Source organism: Acrocarpospora corrugata (genome assembly GCF_009687845.1).
Lineage (GTDB): Bacteria > Actinomycetota > Actinomycetes > Streptosporangiales > Streptosporangiaceae > Acrocarpospora > Acrocarpospora corrugata.
Window position 1 is genome coordinate 1 of the sequence record NZ_BLAD01000103.1, and the last position, 15,574, is coordinate 15,574.

Below are 15,574 nucleotides of genomic sequence, written 5' to 3' on the forward strand. Positions count from 1 at the left end.
TCAATACCGTCAGGCACGCTTTCCCGCGGTCCAGCCGCAGACCTCGGCCGAGCTGCTGCAGGAACACGGTGGCGCTGTCGGTGGGCCGCAGGAACAGCACTGTGTCGATACTGGGAATGTCCACGCCCTCGTTGAACAGGTCGACCGAGAAGACGATGTTGACCTGCCGGGAGCGCAGCGCCTGAAGCCCTTCGTTCTGCCGGGCCCGCGGCGTACGGGAGGTTATCGCGAGGGCGGGGATGCCCAACTCGTTGAAACGCTCGGCCATGTATTCGGCGTGCTCGATGCTGACGCAGAATCCGATCGCCCGCATCCTGCTCACGTCGCCGACTTTGCGGCGCAGCGTTTCCACGACCAGCCGGACGCGGGCGTCGTTTCCGGTGAACACATTGCTGAGCCGGGCCAGGTCGTATCCCTGACCGCGTTTCCACGGCACCGCCGACAGGTCCACGCCGTCGTGCACGCCGAAATACTGGAAAGGCACGAGTAGTTGCCGCTCGATGGCCTCCCAGAGGCGCAGTTCGACCGCGGTCCGGCCGCCGAACCAATGCCGGAGGTCCTGCCCGTCCGTACGTTCCGGGGTGGCCGTCAGACCGAGCAGGACCCGGGGGTTGAGGTGGTTGAGCAGGCGGGTGTAGGTCGGGGCTTCGGCATGGTGGAACTCGTCCACGATCACCATGTCGAAGGTGGTCGGATCCAGGAGTTCCAGGTCCAGGCGGTGGAGCGACTGGATGGAGGCGAAGACGTGGCGGTGGTGTTCCGGCTTGCGGCCGCCGACGTACATTTCGCCGAAGGCGCCCTCGCGGAGGACTTGGCGGAAGGTCGCCTGACTCTGGAGCAGGATGCTCTCTCGGTGGGCGACGAACAGCAGGGAGTCGACTTCGCCGGCTTCCCGCAGGTTGCGGTAGTCGAGGGCGGAGACCACAGTCTTGCCGGTGCCGGTGGCCATGACGACGAGGTTGCGCCATCGGTCGTGCAGCTGTCGTTCGGCGGCGAGGTCGTCGAGGACTTCGCTCTGGTAGCCGTACGGGCGGACGTCCAGGGACGCGATGGCCAGCGGCGACTGGTCGGAGCCTTCCAGGCCGAGGGCTTCGTCGAGGCGGAGCCGGTGGTCCTCGGTGGCGGGATCGTAGGTCTCGAAGGCGGGATCGCCCCAGTACTCCTCGAAGGTGGCCGCGAAGGTGTCCAGGAGATGGCTCTGCTCCATGGCGGACATGCGGACGTTCCACTCCAGGCCATCGATCAGCGCAGATTTCGACATATTCGAGGAACCGACGTATGCGGTGGAGAAGCCGGTCTCGCGGTGGAAGAGCCAGGCTTTGGCGTGCAGGCGGGTGGTCTTGGTCTCGTAGGAGATTTTGATCGTCGCGCCCAGTTCGGCCAGCCGGTCCAGGGCCCGGCGTTCGGTGGCGCCCCGGTAGGTGGTCGTGATCACCCGTAGTTGGCCGCCGCGGCGGACGAAATCGGCCAGTTCGTCGTCCAGGATGCGGACGCCGTACCAGCGGACGAAGGCGCAGAGCAGGTCGACTCGGTCGGCGGAGGCGAGTTCGCGTTTGAGTTCGTGGCCGATGCTGGGCTGGCCGTGCCCGTTGACCAGGAGCGCGCTGCCGGCCAGTGGCGTCTCGGGGCGTTGCGGGAAGGCCGGTTCGCCGCTGAGGGTCCGGGTGCGCGTGATGGCCAGGAGCAACTCGTGGGAGGCGGCGACCAGGTCGTCGGCTTCCGCGGCGTCGGGGAGGACGCCGCCGATCACGGTGGTCAGCCGGTTGATCAGCTCGATCTGCTTGGCGAGTTTCTCGGCGTCGTCCTTGCCGCGGAGGGCGCGCAGGGCCCGGCGGGTGAGCGTGGCGAGGTGGGCGGCCAGCAGGCCGGGGGCCTCGTCCTGGTCAAAGGGGCGGAGCTGAGCGGGATGTCCGGTCAGGCGGCGCGCCAGCCCATCCGTGACAAGTTGCTCGTAAAGGCCTGGTACGAGGTCGCCCATGGCCGGCACCGTACCTGATCACGAAGTGGGCTGGCCGTCGTTTCGGAACGTCAAGCCGTGCTGGGTGAGGGTTTCGCGCAGGATGCCGATGGCTTTTGGGCCCATTCCGTGCAGGCGCAGGAGTTCGGCCTCCGTGACGTCCGTCAGTTGCTCCAGGTGCGTGTAGCCGGCGTTGGCCAGGGCTCGGCCCGCGGGAGCGCCCACTTTGGGGAAATCGGTGGTCATCGGGGTAACGCTAGTGGGTGGGCTCCCGCCCTTTCCAGGGCGGGAGCGGGGGGTTGGGCCGGTACGTGGTCAGGGCGTACCGGGCCGGGGTCAGAAGACGAAAGGCCAGGCTGAGGCGTCGTAGCCGATCTTGTTGATGCCCAGGCGGGCCGTTCCCGCGTTGTCGTAGTAGTGGTAGAAGAGGAGGTCGCCGTCGGTGTCGGCGATGACGGCCTGGTGGCCGGGGCCGTGGATGGAGTCGTGGCCGGCCAGGATCTGGGTGCCGCCGCCGGAGGTCATGGCGGTTCCGTTGCGGTCGGTGTAGGGGCCGGTGACGCTGGTGGAGCGGCCGACCATGATGCGGTAGGTGCTGGCGGCGCCCTGGCAGCAGGCGTCGAAGGAGACCCAGAGGTAGTAGTACGAGCCGCGTTTCACGATGAAGGGCGCTTCGATCGCGGTGGAGCCGGTGCGCTGGGCGAGCGAGTGCAGGGTTGTGCCCGAGCGCAGGCCGGTGGCCGAATTGAGCGGGAGGAGCTTGATCCCGGTCCAGAACGAGCCGAAGCTCAGCCACCAGGCGCCGGCGTCGTCGACGATCAGGTTGGGGTCGATGGCGTTGTACGTGCTGGACGAGGTGGTGCTGATGATCGTGCCCTGGTGGGTCCAGGTGCCGGCGGCGCCGGTCGGGCTGGTGGCCAGGAAGATGGCCGAGTTGCGGGAGCCGAACGTGGAGGCCGAGTAGTACATGTAGTAGCGGCCGTTGCGGTAGGAGATGTCGGGCGCCCACAGGTTCGGGCCGCCGCCGGTGTACGACAGCGTCCAGGACGCGCCGCCGGGGAAGGCCACTCCGGCGTCCCGCCAGGCCGTACGGTCCGTGGAGGTTTTCAGGGAGATGTTGTTGCCGGTGGCCGCCAGGAGGTAGCCGGTCGAGGTCTTCACCACGGACGGGTCGTGCGCGGTGGTGCTGCCGGTGACGACGCCGGGGCCGGGGTAGGAGGACGGCGGAGTGGAGCCGACCAGGATGAGCTGCCACTGCTGGTTGACGCCGTTCAGGTCGGCCCACTGCACGACGTCGCCGCCGTCGGCGGTGGAGAACTCGAAGACGTCCATGGCCCGGCCGCTGTTGCGGTTGATCAGCTTCACGTAACCGTTGGTGGTGTCGACGACCGACCACTGCTGGCTGGTGGCGTTGGTGTCCGTGCCTTGCACGACGTCGGCGCCGTCGGCGGTGGACGAGCCGGACACGGCCGCGACCTTGCCGGAATGGCGGGCTTTGAGGCGGTAGTAGCCGCTGCCGGAGGAGACGAACTGCCACTGCTGGTTGGTCGCGGACGGGTTGCGGGACCACTGGATGATGTCCGCGCCGTCGGCGGTGCCCGCGCCGGAGACGTCCAGGGCCTTGGCGCTGTTGCGGTTGACCAGCTGGTACCAGGCGTTGGTGTCGATGGTGGCCGCGGCGGCGGATTCGCTCGGCAGGACGACGCCGAGCAGCACCAGCAGCACCGCGAGCGCGGATCGAAGGATTCTCATGCCGCTCCTAAAGACCACTGCTGGCAGTTGTTGTTGAGCCAGGTCCACAGGCGGACGTTCGCGCCGTCGCCGTCGCCGCAGTCGGCGACGTCGGCCACCTTGCCGGTCGCCGCGTTGACCAGGCGGACGAAACCGCCCGTCGTGTGCACCAGCCGGAAACGCTGGCAGGTGTTGTTGAGCCAGCTCCACTGCTGGATGTTGGTGCCGTCGGCGGAGCCGCAGTTGCTCACGTCCAGGACCTTGCCGCTGGCCACGTTGACCAGCCTGCTGGTGTCGTCGGCCTGGTCCTCGATCCGCCAGCGCTGGTTGGTGCCGCCGGTGCAGGTCCACTGCTGGACGTTCGCGCCGTCCGCGCCGGAGGAGCCGGCCACCTCAAGGCACTTGCCACTGTTCCGGTTGACCAGCGTGTACGCGCTGGGGGTGCTGGCCGTCTCCCCGGCCGGAGCCGCCAGGGACACCCCGGTTCCGACCGGTGTGCCGAAGTTCGGGCTCCCGTCGGAGTTCCAGGTGAACCGCTGGGCGCGGGTGGTACGCCCGTTGTCGCAGCCGCCGCTGGAGAAACTGTTGGCGTGGTAGACGATCCAGTTCTCGGCGCCGTTGGGTGAGGTGAAGAAGCCGTTGTGGCCGGGGCCGTACACGCTGCCGGACTGCTGGAACACGGGTGTGGACTTCTTGGCCCACGAGGCGGCGCTGAGCGGGTTTCCGCCGTTGTAGGTGAGCTGTCCCAGCCGGTAGTTGGGCCCCCAGCAGGCGCTGGCCGAGTAGACGACGAACGTCTGCCCGTTCCGTTGCAGCGCCTCCGGCCCTTCGTTGACCGTGCCGCCCTGGGTCTCCCAGCTGTAGGTCGGGCTGGAGATCAGACTGAAGGCGCTCCCGCTGATCGTGTACGGATTGCTCATCGGCGCGATCACCAGACTCTGCGCGCTGCCGTTCACGAAACCGCTGCCGAGCAGGTAGAGCGACCCGTTGAGCTGCATCGGACTGGCGTCGATCAGCCAGCCCCCGGGCGAGAGATTGGACCCGGTCAGCACGTTCCGGTACGTGTACGGCCCGAGCGGATCGCTGCCCGCGCTCTCCAGCACATGCGTGCGCTGGCTGTCACAGCATGCCGCCCCGACCGCTCCCGCCGAGTAGTACAGATACCACCGCCCGTTGAACAGGTGGATCTCCGGCGCCCACATGTTGGTGCCCCGGGACGCCGTCGTGTCCTGCCAGACCTGCACACTCGGCGCAGTCGCAAGTCCCCCCAACGACGGAGATTTCCGCATGACGAGGGTGTTGGTGAACGAGGTGGTGATCAGGTAGTAGCTGCCGTTGTAGTAGCGCAGCCAGGGATCGGCGCCTTTCTGGGATTTGATCGGATTGGTGTACGACGTCGCCGCCGAGGCCGGGAGCCCGGGGGCCAGCCCGAGCAGCAGCACAGCGAGGACGACCAGGGATTTTCGGATCACGACTCCTCCTGATGTTAGCGCAACCATTTGTGCGCCCGAAGGTGCTCCGATGTTTCCTGGGATGGTCGGCCCGCTATGCATGCCTGTCAACAACCTGCTCAACGCGCCAGCGGATTCATCGATGGCGCGTGAAACGTTCACCGGACGAGGCCGGCCCCTTGAGAAGGCTCAGGCTTTGTGAGCGATAACAGTCACTTCTTGCCGTCCGTCGAAGTACTATTCCATGATCATCATGGCCTCGGGAAGACGGGGATCCGGTGGAGGCTGACCTCCAGAACGGTCGCCGTCGCCTTCGGCTCCTCGGTGAAGTAGAACTCGGCGGCCACCTCGCAGCTGTACGGCGCGCCCGCCACCTCCACCCGATACACCCGGGTATGCGGACTGTCCCAATGCACCCGGGGCGGCACGAACCCGGCCCCAAGCAGTGCGTCCAGATCAGCCCGGATCAACGCGGTCGACGACGGCAGCACCCGTACATACCTGAACCGCCCGGCCCGGCTGCTGAGCAGCAACTCGGCCGCCCCGGGCGGCGGCGGCTCCACCGCGATCTCGCCCCGGCGGGGCACCAGCTCCCCGGGCAGCCCGAGCGCCCCGGCCACCAGTGCGGGATCGTCCATGGTCAACCGGCACAGCGTGTGCGCCCACGACAGCAGCACCCCGGCGTCCAGCGGCACCCCCGTCCGGCGCCGTCCCCCCGGCTCCGCCACCTCCAGGGGAACCACGGGCCGGACCCAGGCCGACGGCCACTCCTCCAGGTCGAGATACTCGTGCCCGTTCACGATCAGCGTGTACAGCGGCTCGGCCGGGAAATCGTTCACCCGGATCGTCAGCGCGTCCCCGCCGACCGACGCCCGGTAGGGGAGTTCGCCGTCGCCGGTGTGCGACCACACGATCGCGACCGTGCTGAGGTCACGCGGGGAACGGTCGGCGACCAGTCCGGCCAGCAGGTCCGCCAGCTCGTCCGGCGCGCACCAGTCCTCCTGGTCGTGGCAGCTGACCCGGAGCCGGTTGCCCAGCCGGTCGAAGGAGAGCCGCTCGAAGCCGATGTCGTGCCCCGCGCGCAGGCGGATGATCACGTCGTGCACGTCGGCGGTGTCGAGCCAGCCGTACTCGATGCCGCTGATCACGTGCTCCCAGCAGCCGCGCAACCGGGGATCCGCCGGCCGGACCCGGCGAGCCGCGGCGAGCAGCTGGTGGTCGATGTCTGGCATGGGTGGATCCTTTCGACGACCGGCCGCCCGCTCATCTCAACGGACGGCCAGTCGCCGCGGCTCACGACACCGGATCGGTGATGCGGATGTCGAGAGTGGTGGTCGCGGAGGAAGCGGGGAGGCTGGCTGTGCCGATGATGGTCACGCTAGACGATTTGCCGTGCGATGGGGTGGTTTGGGGGTCGGCGGTGAATGTCACAGTAACCGACTCGCCGACCGATATCAGCTTCGATCCGAAGTTTGCTGTCACGCCCGGCGGGAGGTCGATGCCGGCGGTGTTCAGGGTCACTACCTGGCGTGAGTCGTTGAGGGGGAGTACGGAGATGACGGCGGTCGCCGTACCGCCCGGGGCGAGGTCGAGGGTGTCCTCCCGGGTCTCCAGGCGGAACCTGGGTGCGGTGACCGGGCGGATCGCCAGGGTGTGCGATGAGGTGCTGAAGGCGGGGCGCGGGCCCGCGTCGATCGCGGTCACGCCGGTGAGGCCGGGGACGCGGATCGGCGTCAGGCGGTTGGCCTGGGCGCCGTCGCCGAGCTGGCCCAGTAGTTGAAACCCCACGTCCAGACGGAGCCGTCGGAGCGGCGGGCCGCGCTGAGGCCGTACCCTGCCGTGACCTGGGTGACGCCGGTCAGGCCCGGCACCGGGCCCGGCGTCGACCTGGGGGTGGTGGTGCCGTCGCCGAGCTGGCCGTCGCTGTTGCCGCCCCACGCCCAGACGGTGCCGTCGCCGCGCAGGGCCAGCGTGTGGCGCACCCCCGCCGCGATCTCGGTGACGTCGGTCAGGTTGGGGACCTGGGTGGGTACGAGCGAACCGCCCCACGTGTAGACCGTGCCGTCGGCGGCGATGGCCGCACTGTGCTCACCGCCCGAAGCGACCTGGACGAACCCCAGGCCAGGACCACTCACCCCGACCGGAGTGCCGCGGTTGATCGTGGTTCCGTCGCCCAGTTGACCCGACCCGTTGAAACCCCAGGCGGCGGCGTGCGTCCAGCCGCTCGGCGGGTCGTTCGGCTTGGGAGCCGCGGCGGCCGTGCCCGCGACGGTCACGGCCATCAAGAAGATCATTCCAGCTTTGTACGTACGCCGTTGACGGGACATCGGCTCACCTCCGCTGCCCATTGGACCGGTTCAAAGCCGCGGCGGACAGCGCCACTACCTGGCCAGAATCAGTGCGTAGTGGTCGGGTTGAACCCCGCGACCAGGCACGGCAGGTCGTCCGCCCCGGTCAGGCTCACCTGGGCGATCCCCGACACCGGCACATCGATCATGCGCCCCCACGCGCCGGACCCGGACTGCACCGTGATCGTGCCCAGCGTCTCGTTCCGCCCGTCCCGCGTGCTCAGCCGGACCGTGTACGGCCCGGCGGTCGTCCCGTACTGAACGGTGATGAAAATCCACGAAGGCTTGCCCTGATACGCGAAGATGCGCCCCGCCGTGCTGCCGTCCGGGGCGGCGAACGTCTTGGCCGTCATGTAACGGCCGTTGGCCGCCGCCAGGGTACGGCGGTAGCTGTCGGCCACCCGGCGGTCGTCGGCGGTGAGCTGCCACATCCCGACCCCGCCCAGCGCCATCGCCACGACGAACGCCGCCGCCAGCCGCAACCGGCCGGGCCAGCGCCGCCGCCGCGGCGGGTTCAGCGCGGCCAGCACCTTCAGCTCGAACCCGGGCGGCGGCTCCACCGGGGGGACCAGCGGCAGCAGCTCGTCCACCACGAACGCGGCGGCGTCCAATTCGCGGTGGCACTCCGTGCAGGTGGCCAGATGCCTGAGCGCGCGGGCCCGTTCGTCGCCCGCGGCCACCCCGGCGGCGAGTTCGGGGATCAGCTCCCGTACGGACGCGCACTCCGGTGTCTCATTCATCGGTCACCCCCAGCTCGTGCCGCAGTCTGGCCAGTCCGCGCCTGATCCGGGTCTTGACGGTGCCGAGCGGGATGCCCTCCCGGTCGGCGATCTCTTTGGCGGTGAGTCCGTAAAATACTGACATCACGATGGGGCGGCTCTGTTCCACCGGTAATGCCATTAAACCGGCGCGGAGCTGGTCGGATCCGTACGGACCTGCATCGAACGGATCCTCGGCCGGAGCCGGATGCAGCGCCCGCAGCAGCGGCTCGGGGTCGGCCCGGTGCTTGTGGCGCAGCCGGATGGCGTCCACCGCCAGGTTGCGCGTGATCGTGAGCAGCCAGGTCGCCACCCGCCCCCGCCGCGGATCGTACGTCGCGGCATGCCGCCAGACCCGGACGAACGCCTCCTGCGCCACCTCCTCGGCCACGCCGATGTCGCCGACCACGCTCAAGGCCAGCCCGAAGACCCGCGCCTGAAATCTCCGGACAAAGGCCGCGGCGGCCTCCGCGTCCCCCGAAGCCATCCCCGCGACCAGCGATTCATCCGACAACGCCACACGCCTACGACGAATCCAGACTCCTCCCGGTTCAGTGAATCTTTTGCTGATTTTTCTCCGTATAACCGGGCGTGGAGGCCATCGTGAATGTGCGGGAATTCGAAGCCGCGGCGAAAGCCGTCCTCGATCCCGTGCACTACGACTATTTCGCGTCCGGCGCGCAGGACGAGCTGACCATGCGGGCCAACGAGGAGGCGTTCCGCCGCCTCGCCCTGGTGCCCCGGATCCTGCGCGGCCACCAGCCCCCCGGCCTCGGCCGCACCGTGCTCGGCAGCCAGGCCTCCATGCCGATCATGATCGCGCCCACCGCGTTCCACCGGCTCGCCCACCCCGATGGTGAGCGCGCCAGCGTCCGGGCCGCGGCCGAGGCCGGGGTCATCATGATCGCCGCGATGCTGGCCACCGTCGCGATCGAGGACATGGCCGCAGAGGCGCGCAAGGTCGCCGACGACCCCGCCCTCTGGTTCCAGCTCTACCTCCAGCCCGACCTGGGCTTCACCGAGGCGATCGTGCGCCGCGCCGAAGCCGCGGGCTGCGCGGCCCTGGTCGTCACGGTCGACTCCCCGGCGCTCGGCCGCAACGAGCGCGGCGACCGCAACGACTTCCACGACCTGCCGCCCGGCATCCGCTGCGAGAACCTGCGCGAGACCGGCGGCAGCGTACGCGGCGTGGTGCTCTCCCCGGAGATCTCCTGGCGGCACCTCGACTGGCTGCGCGGCGTCACCACGCTGCCGATCGTGCTCAAAGGCGTCCTGCACCCGGCCGACGCCGAACTGGCGCTCCGGCACGGCATCGACGCGATCATCGTCTCCAACCACGGCGGACGCCAGCTCGACGGCACCCCGCCCGCCATCGACCGCCTCCCGGTGCTCGCCGACGCCGTCGGCGGGGAGCTCCCGCTGCTCGTCGACGGCGGCATCCGGCGCGGCACCGACGTGGTCAAAGCCCTCGCCCTCGGCGCGACCGCCGCCGCGATCGGCCGGCCGGTGCTGTGGGGCCTGGCCGCGGGCGGCCAGGACGGCGTCGCCCGGGTGCTCGCCCTGCTCCGCAACGAACTGCTCAACGCGCTCACACTGTGCGGCTGCGACTCGACCGAGTCGGTGCCGCGCGATCTCGTCCTCCGAGGAGCAATGTGAAGATCATTGGAGTCGGCGTCGGCCGGACCGGGACGCTGTCCCTCAAATCCGCACTGGAAGTGCTCGGCCTCGGCCCGTGCTTCCACGGCCGGCACGTGCTCGACCACCCCGACCGGCTGGCCCTCTGGGAAGCGGCGTCCGCGGGTGAACCGGTGGACTGGCGTGCGGTGTTCCGCGGCTACCGCGCCACCGTCGACTGGCCCGGCGCGGCCTACTGGCGAGAACTGCTCGCCGCTTTCCCCGACGCCAAGGTCATCCTCACCGTCCGGGAACCCCAGGGCTGGTACGACAGCGTCGACCGCACCATCTACCCGATGTTCGGCAGCGGCGCCGACCCGCGCGCCCAGCACGCGATGCGGATCGTGCCCGGCCTGGACGTGTTCACGGCCTTCCACCGGCGGATGATCTGGAACGGCTTCTTCGACGGCCGGTTCGCCGACCGGGACCACGCCATCGCCGTCTACCAGGAGCACAACGCCGCCGTGATCCGGGAGGTCCCCGCCGAGCGGCTGCTGGTGATCCAGCCGGGGGACGGGTGGAAGCCGCTGTGTGACTTCCTCGGGCTGCCGGTGCCGGTGGAATCGTACCCGCATCTGAACGACCCGGGCCGGTTCTGGGGGCGGGTGGCGGCCCGGATGGAGGAAGCACTCCAGGAGGGATGATGGCGGTCCTGGTCATCGGGCTGCTGGCGGTGGCGGGGAGCCTGCCGTACTGGCTGCCGAGGGTGGTCGTCGGCCTGCGGATGTGGATCTTCGCCAGGATCAACGGCGAGGAGGGCATCCCGATCCCCGGCGAACTCGTGCCGATCGAGCGGTTCCGCCAGGTCTACGCCGACCCGGCGACCAACGGCCGAAGCCGCGGCGCCGCGCTGTCCGACCTGTTCTGGTACTGGCTGTCGCCCGGCGCGGAAATCCACCAGGAACACCTCGAACCCGGCGAACGCTACGACCAGGTAGCCCACGCCACCCGGCGCTTCCTCGCCCTGCCCGCCGCCGAGATCACCGCGCTGGCCGTCCGCTGCGCCGCCCAGCTCCCGAACTCCCGGCTGGTACGGCTACGCGACCTGATGATGCCGCTCTGGGCGGAATTCTTCTACGAACTCGTCTTCGCCGAACGCTGCCCACCCCACGCCCGCGACCTGATCGTCGCCAACGCCGACGACGTGGCGACCGCACTCAAATGCTGCGGCCTGCGCCACATGAACCGCCGCCACCGCCTCACCGACTACCTGGCCACCCGCCTCGACGACGTACGGCAGCCGCTCCCGCCCGGCCTCACCCGCCGTGAACAGGCCCTCTACCTGCAGGGCACCTTCTTCAACACCGCCGTCGTCCAGCAGTCGGAGGCGTCCGCGCACATCCTGATGACCCTCGCCCGGCATCCGGAGCTCCCCGCCGCGGACCTTGGGGCCGTCATCGACGAGACGTTCCGGCTCTACCCGCTGTTCGGCATCGCCCACCGGATCACCTCCGCCGACATCACGGTGGACGAAGCCACGGTGCTGCCCGCGGGCTCGGTCCTCTGCTTCAACTACCCCGCCTTCCACCGTGCCGGGTTCGACCGTCCCGACACGTTCGACCCCGGCCGCTGGGAGAGCCTGTCCGTCAGGCGGGCCAACCACATTCCGTACGGGATCGCGGCCAACCGGCCCTGCCCCGCCTGGCGGCTCTCCCCGATCGCCCTCCGCGCGGTGATCGACGAACTGACCCGGCGGTTCACCTTCCACAGCACGGCCGCCCAGACCCGCTCGCTGCCCAACCGGGGCCCTTGCCTGATGCTGCCGCGCGGAACCAGACCCGCCCGGTCCGCGCTGCTGTTCCTGCGGGTCAGGGACCGCTGGGAAGACGTCGGCCGCGGGCTCGTCCAGCTCGTGCTCGGCAGCTACATGGTGTGGGACGCCCGGCGGAAACGCCTGTGCGAACGCCACTTCACCGGCGTCTCCACGTTCGAGCCGTTCCGGTGAACCCCTTGCGGAGCACGGGTGAGACAGACGAGCATGATCAACACGCATTCGGAGCGACTTCGTCGGACGTGGCTTTCCTCGTCGCGACTTGAATCCCGACGCCGTCGTCACCCCCTCAGGAGGAGATCGATGTTCCCCGCCCCCGTCCTGGAAGCGCTGCGGATGACGCCGGGCCGTACCGCCATCGAGCACGGAGGCCGCGAGATCACCTGCGGTGAACTCCTCACCACGGTCGCCAGGATGGCCGCCGGCCTGCGCGCCGCCGGACTGGGCCCCGGCGACGGCGTCGCCCTGCTGACCGGCACCAACCCCGACGCGTACGCCGCCCACCTCGCCGCCCACGCCCTCGGCTGCCGCGTCGCCGCCTTCCGCCCCCGCTGGAGCGCCGCCCAGATCGCCGACGCACTCGGCCACCGCGTCGACGCTCTCATCGTCGAGCCCGGCGCCAGCCCCGGCCCCCTCGACGTCCCCATCCTCGACACCGCCACCCTGCGCAGCCACCCCGCAGAACCGCTGACCTCTAGCGCCCGCCCCGACGACATCGCCCGCGTGACCTTCACCAGCGGCAGCACCGACCGTCCCAAAGGCTGCGCCCAGACCTACCGCGCTTTCAGCACCGCCTACCAGCGCGACGACTGGCCGCCCCAGCTGGCCGCCCTGATGACCGCCTTCCAGCGCTGCCTCGTCTACGAGAGCCTGGCCAGCCCCGTCATGATGACCTACCTCGGCCGCTGCCTCGTCGCCGGCGGCACCGCCATCATGACCGACGAGAACCTCACCCCCGCCCTGCTGGAACGCCACCGCGTCACCGCCACCATGATGCCCGCGCCCCGCCTGCAGGTCCTGCTCGCCACCCAGCACTACCACCCCGCCGACCTGACCGCCCTCCGCGCCGTCGTCCTCAACGGCACCCCCGCCGACCCCGGCCTCCTCGCCGCCGCCATCGACCGCCTCGGCCCGATCATCTGGCAGGGGTACGGCAAAGCCGAAAGCGGCCTCATCGCCATGCTCACCCCCACCGACATCGCCACCTGCCCCGACGCACTCACCACCGTCGGCCGCCCCCTCCCCACCGTCACCCTCAGCATCCGCGACCACTCCGGCCAGATCTGGGTCCGCACCCCGCACATGATGTCCATGTACTGGAACAACCCCAGCCAGACCGCCGAAGCCGTCCAAGACGGCTGGCTCCACACCCGCGACACCGGCTACCTCGGCCCCGACGGCCTCCTCCGCCTAACCAGCGGCGAAACCATCCCCATCACCGCCGAAACCTGCTACCCCACCACCATCGAACGCCTCCTCACCACCCACCCCTCCGTCTCCCAGGCCTACGTCACCACCACCCCCGACTCCACCATCCACGCCTTCGTCGTCCCGACCCCCGGCCACCAAATCGACGACCAAGCCCTCCAATCCCTAATCACGTCCTCCTTAAGCGCTTCCCACACCCCCCAAACCATCACCGTCCTCACCACGGTCCCAACGACCCCCGCCGGCAAGCCCGACACACGCGCCCTCGCGACGCTTCTCCCACTCCTCACCCCTTAACCCGCCGCCGTTGCCCGGCATGACCGCTGATCTCGCTGAATTAGGGGTTCGTCCGTGACGACATACCTGTGCCTTCAGGTGTGACCTTGTCGTACAGAACCCTCGATCTACCTGAGAAAGGTCCATCCCCGCGTGCGCGGGGCCGACCACCGGCGCGCTCATGGGCTCTGCTCCCATACGGGAACATCCCCGCGCGGGGATGGCCCGGCCATGCAAGAGGTCCTCGGCATCGACGCGACATCGGCCCCGCGTACGTGGGGATGGTCTGCGGGCGAGAGTCTTGTCGCAGTACCACTCGAGCGGTGGGCTCATTCGGCGTAGTGGTGCTGGGCGCGGTGGGGTGGCCCGGGAATCATTGAGGTGTGTCAGAGCGTGTCAAGCGAGCGAGTCACCCCCCCGTGAGGCGATCTGCTACTGGCCCTGCGGGTACGTGGCGCTGTTGCCCGAGGGCGGCGCGGGCGGGCTCCTGGGCGAGGCCGTGGATCCGGGGGATGGTCGGGTGGGTGGTACCCGACGCTCGAAGCGCGGGCAGGTCACGGAAGTGCGGGAGGAGAGCGCCAGAGGCGATCGGGACGAGCGTGATGTCGGGCATCGGTCAGGCCATTGTGTTGGGCGTCGGTCAGGCCACTGTTCGGGCCCGGCCGGCGGTTCGGCGGGCCAGGCCCTGTTCGTCGAGGGTGTTGGTGATGATGCGGAGGGCGCGGCGCAGGGTCATCTCGTCGAGGTGGGCGTAGCCGAGGATGATGCCGTTCTTGGGGCGGGCGCGGTGGTGGTAGTAGTCGGCGAGGTCGGCAGTGATGACGCCGCGGTCGCGGAGGGTGCGGGACAGGCGGGCGGCGGGGATGGAGGCGGGCAGGAGCAGGGTCGCCGAGGTGCCGGTGTCGGAGCCGAGGAGGCTGGTTTCCGGGTACGCGCCGAGGGACTGGCGGAGCAGGGTGCGGCGCTGGGCGTACAGGGTGGAGAGGCGGTCGATGCGGCGGGTGGCGCAGCCGGCGCGGAGGAGGTCGGCGACGACCTGCTGGCACATGGCGGAGGGGGGCTCGGGCGCGTACGGCACGCGGGCCTCGATGGTGGCGGCCAGGCGGCGGGGCACGACCAGGAAGGCGAGGCGGAGCGACGGGGTGAGCAGGTCGCGGAACGAGCCGAACATCATGGTGCGCGCGGGGTCGCCGGTGGCGAGGACGCTGGGGCGCGGGTTGACGTTCGGGTTGAAGACGCCGTCGAAGGCGGGTTCGATGACGAGGGCGTTGTTGTCGGCGGCCCACGCGGACAGGGCGTGCCGCCGGTCCACAGACATGCGGGCGCCGAGCGGGTCGTTGCGTTCTGGGGTGACGACGACGGCGTCGCAGCCGGGGGGGATCAGGTCGGCGCGGGCGCCGGCGCCGTCGACGGGGACGGGCAGGATGGTGGCGTGCCGGGCGAGGGCGTTGCGGAATTCGGCGGGGGCGGGGTCTTCCAGGCCGATGGTGACGGCTCGTTCGCCGGCGCCGGGTACGGCCAGCCGGAGCGCCTCGCCGTACCCGGAGACGACGATCACCTCGTGCTGGTCGAGGACCAGGCCGCGGGTGTCGCGGAGCAGGCCGGCGATCGCGTGGCGGAGTTCGGGCAGGCCGGCGGAGGGCGGTTCGTCGATGGGCGGCGCGTGGTGGCTGGCGCGGCGCCAGGCGGCGCGCCAGGCGGCGATCGGGAACGCTTCGGCGGTGAGCTGGCCGGGGGTGAGGTCGACGGGGCCCTGCGCGGGGGCGATGGCGGAGGTGCGGGGGGTGCTGCGGGTTTCGGCGCGGTCGCGGGGGGCCACGTAGGTGCCGGAGCCGTGTTTGCCGGTGACGTAGCCTTCGGCGAACAGGATCTCGTACGCGGCGAGCGCGACCCCCCGGGAGACCTGGAGCACCTCTGCCATGGTCCGGGTGGACGGCATCCGGGTGCCCGCGGCCAGTTGTCCCGATTCGATCGCCTGCCGGAGCTGGTGCGCCACCTGGTCGTGCAGCGGGGTGGGCAGGCTTCGATCCACTCGGATAGGAACGCGTAGTCCCTGCGGGTTGCGCATGAAAAGCCCCCACTTCGCGAAGCGTGGCCGCTCCTCGAAGTGGAACGACGGCACGGATGGCTGCGGTGGGCCGCCCCCTGTTCGGCCGCCCCCGTCAGCGGGAAGGCGTGAC

General features: G+C 70.0%; 14 protein-coding genes. 4 read left to right on the forward strand and 10 right to left on the reverse strand.

The window, feature by feature from the left end:
* The 9 genes from Acor_RS37385 to Acor_RS37420 all read right to left on the reverse strand — a co-directional run.
* Nucleotides 1–1,978 (reverse strand): DEAD/DEAH box helicase family protein (locus Acor_RS37385; protein WP_170317279.1); only part of this gene is annotated, 1,978 nt, incomplete at its 3' end.
* 18 nt (nt 1,979–1,996) lie between these two features.
* Entirely contained in the window at nt 1,997–2,203 is a 207-nt protein-coding gene (locus Acor_RS37390; RefSeq protein WP_155341505.1) for a helix-hairpin-helix domain-containing protein, read from the reverse strand.
* Nucleotides 2,204–2,293: 90 nt separating this feature from the next.
* Nucleotides 2,294–3,709 (reverse strand): family 43 glycosylhydrolase, encoded by a 1,416-nt coding sequence (locus tag Acor_RS45780; protein WP_155341506.1) that lies wholly within the window; start codon nt 3,707–3,709, stop codon nt 2,294–2,296.
* Nucleotides 3,706–5,160 (reverse strand): family 43 glycosylhydrolase, encoded by a 1,455-nt coding sequence (locus tag Acor_RS37400; protein WP_218034733.1) that lies wholly within the window; start codon nt 5,158–5,160, stop codon nt 3,706–3,708. The genes Acor_RS45780 and Acor_RS37400 overlap by 4 nt, the downstream gene beginning before the upstream one ends.
* 230 nt (nt 5,161–5,390) lie before the next feature.
* Complete coding sequence (locus tag Acor_RS37405; RefSeq protein WP_155341508.1) at nt 5,391–6,371, reverse strand: hypothetical protein; 981 nt, start codon at nt 6,369–6,371, stop codon at nt 5,391–5,393.
* A gap of 61 nt (nt 6,372–6,432) precedes the next feature.
* Nucleotides 6,433–6,927: a hypothetical protein gene (locus Acor_RS43735; protein WP_218034734.1), complete on the reverse strand. Its 495-nt coding sequence runs from the start codon at nt 6,925–6,927 to the stop codon at nt 6,433–6,435.
* A complete protein-coding gene (locus Acor_RS43740; protein WP_218034735.1) occupies nt 6,873–7,433 on the reverse strand; it encodes an RCC1 domain-containing protein in 561 nt (186 codons plus the stop codon). Before Acor_RS43740 ends, Acor_RS43735 begins: the two co-directional genes overlap by 55 nt.
* Before the next feature lie 101 nt (nt 7,434–7,534).
* On the reverse strand, nt 7,535–8,227 hold the full coding sequence (locus tag Acor_RS37415) for a zf-HC2 domain-containing protein (protein WP_155341509.1): 693 nt from the start codon (nt 8,225–8,227) through the stop codon (nt 7,535–7,537).
* Nucleotides 8,220–8,765, reverse strand: a complete 546-nt coding sequence (locus Acor_RS37420; protein ID WP_218034736.1) for an RNA polymerase sigma factor — start codon at nt 8,763–8,765, stop codon at nt 8,220–8,222. Before Acor_RS37420 ends, Acor_RS37415 begins: the two co-directional genes overlap by 8 nt.
* A gap of 83 nt (nt 8,766–8,848) precedes the next feature.
* Between Acor_RS37420 and Acor_RS37425 the strand changes: the two genes are divergently transcribed.
* The 4 genes from Acor_RS37425 (at nt 8,849) to Acor_RS37440 (ending at nt 13,415) form a co-directional block, all read left to right on the forward strand.
* Nucleotides 8,849–9,901, forward strand: a complete 1,053-nt coding sequence (locus Acor_RS37425) for an alpha-hydroxy acid oxidase (RefSeq protein ID WP_218034737.1) — start codon at nt 8,849–8,851, stop codon at nt 9,899–9,901.
* A complete protein-coding gene (locus Acor_RS37430) occupies nt 9,898–10,563 on the forward strand; it encodes a sulfotransferase family protein (protein WP_155341510.1) in 666 nt (221 codons plus the stop codon). The genes Acor_RS37425 and Acor_RS37430 overlap by 4 nt, the downstream gene beginning before the upstream one ends.
* Nucleotides 10,560–11,864: a cytochrome P450 gene (locus tag Acor_RS37435; protein WP_218034738.1), complete on the forward strand. Its 1,305-nt coding sequence runs from the start codon at nt 10,560–10,562 to the stop codon at nt 11,862–11,864. Before Acor_RS37430 ends, Acor_RS37435 begins: the two co-directional genes overlap by 4 nt.
* Nucleotides 11,865–11,993: 129 nt before the next feature.
* Nucleotides 11,994–13,415 carry a class I adenylate-forming enzyme family protein gene (locus tag Acor_RS37440; protein ID WP_170317280.1) on the forward strand — a complete coding sequence of 474 codons (1,422 nt, stop codon included), beginning with the start codon at nt 11,994–11,996 and terminating at the stop codon, nt 13,413–13,415.
* A 619-nt stretch (nt 13,416–14,034) separates the two neighbouring features.
* On the opposite strand, the gene Acor_RS37445 is transcribed toward Acor_RS37440, so the two are convergent.
* Complete coding sequence (locus tag Acor_RS37445) at nt 14,035–15,426, reverse strand: aminotransferase-like domain-containing protein (protein WP_170317281.1); 1,392 nt, start codon at nt 15,424–15,426, stop codon at nt 14,035–14,037.
* Nucleotides 15,427–15,574 lie beyond the last annotated feature (148 nt).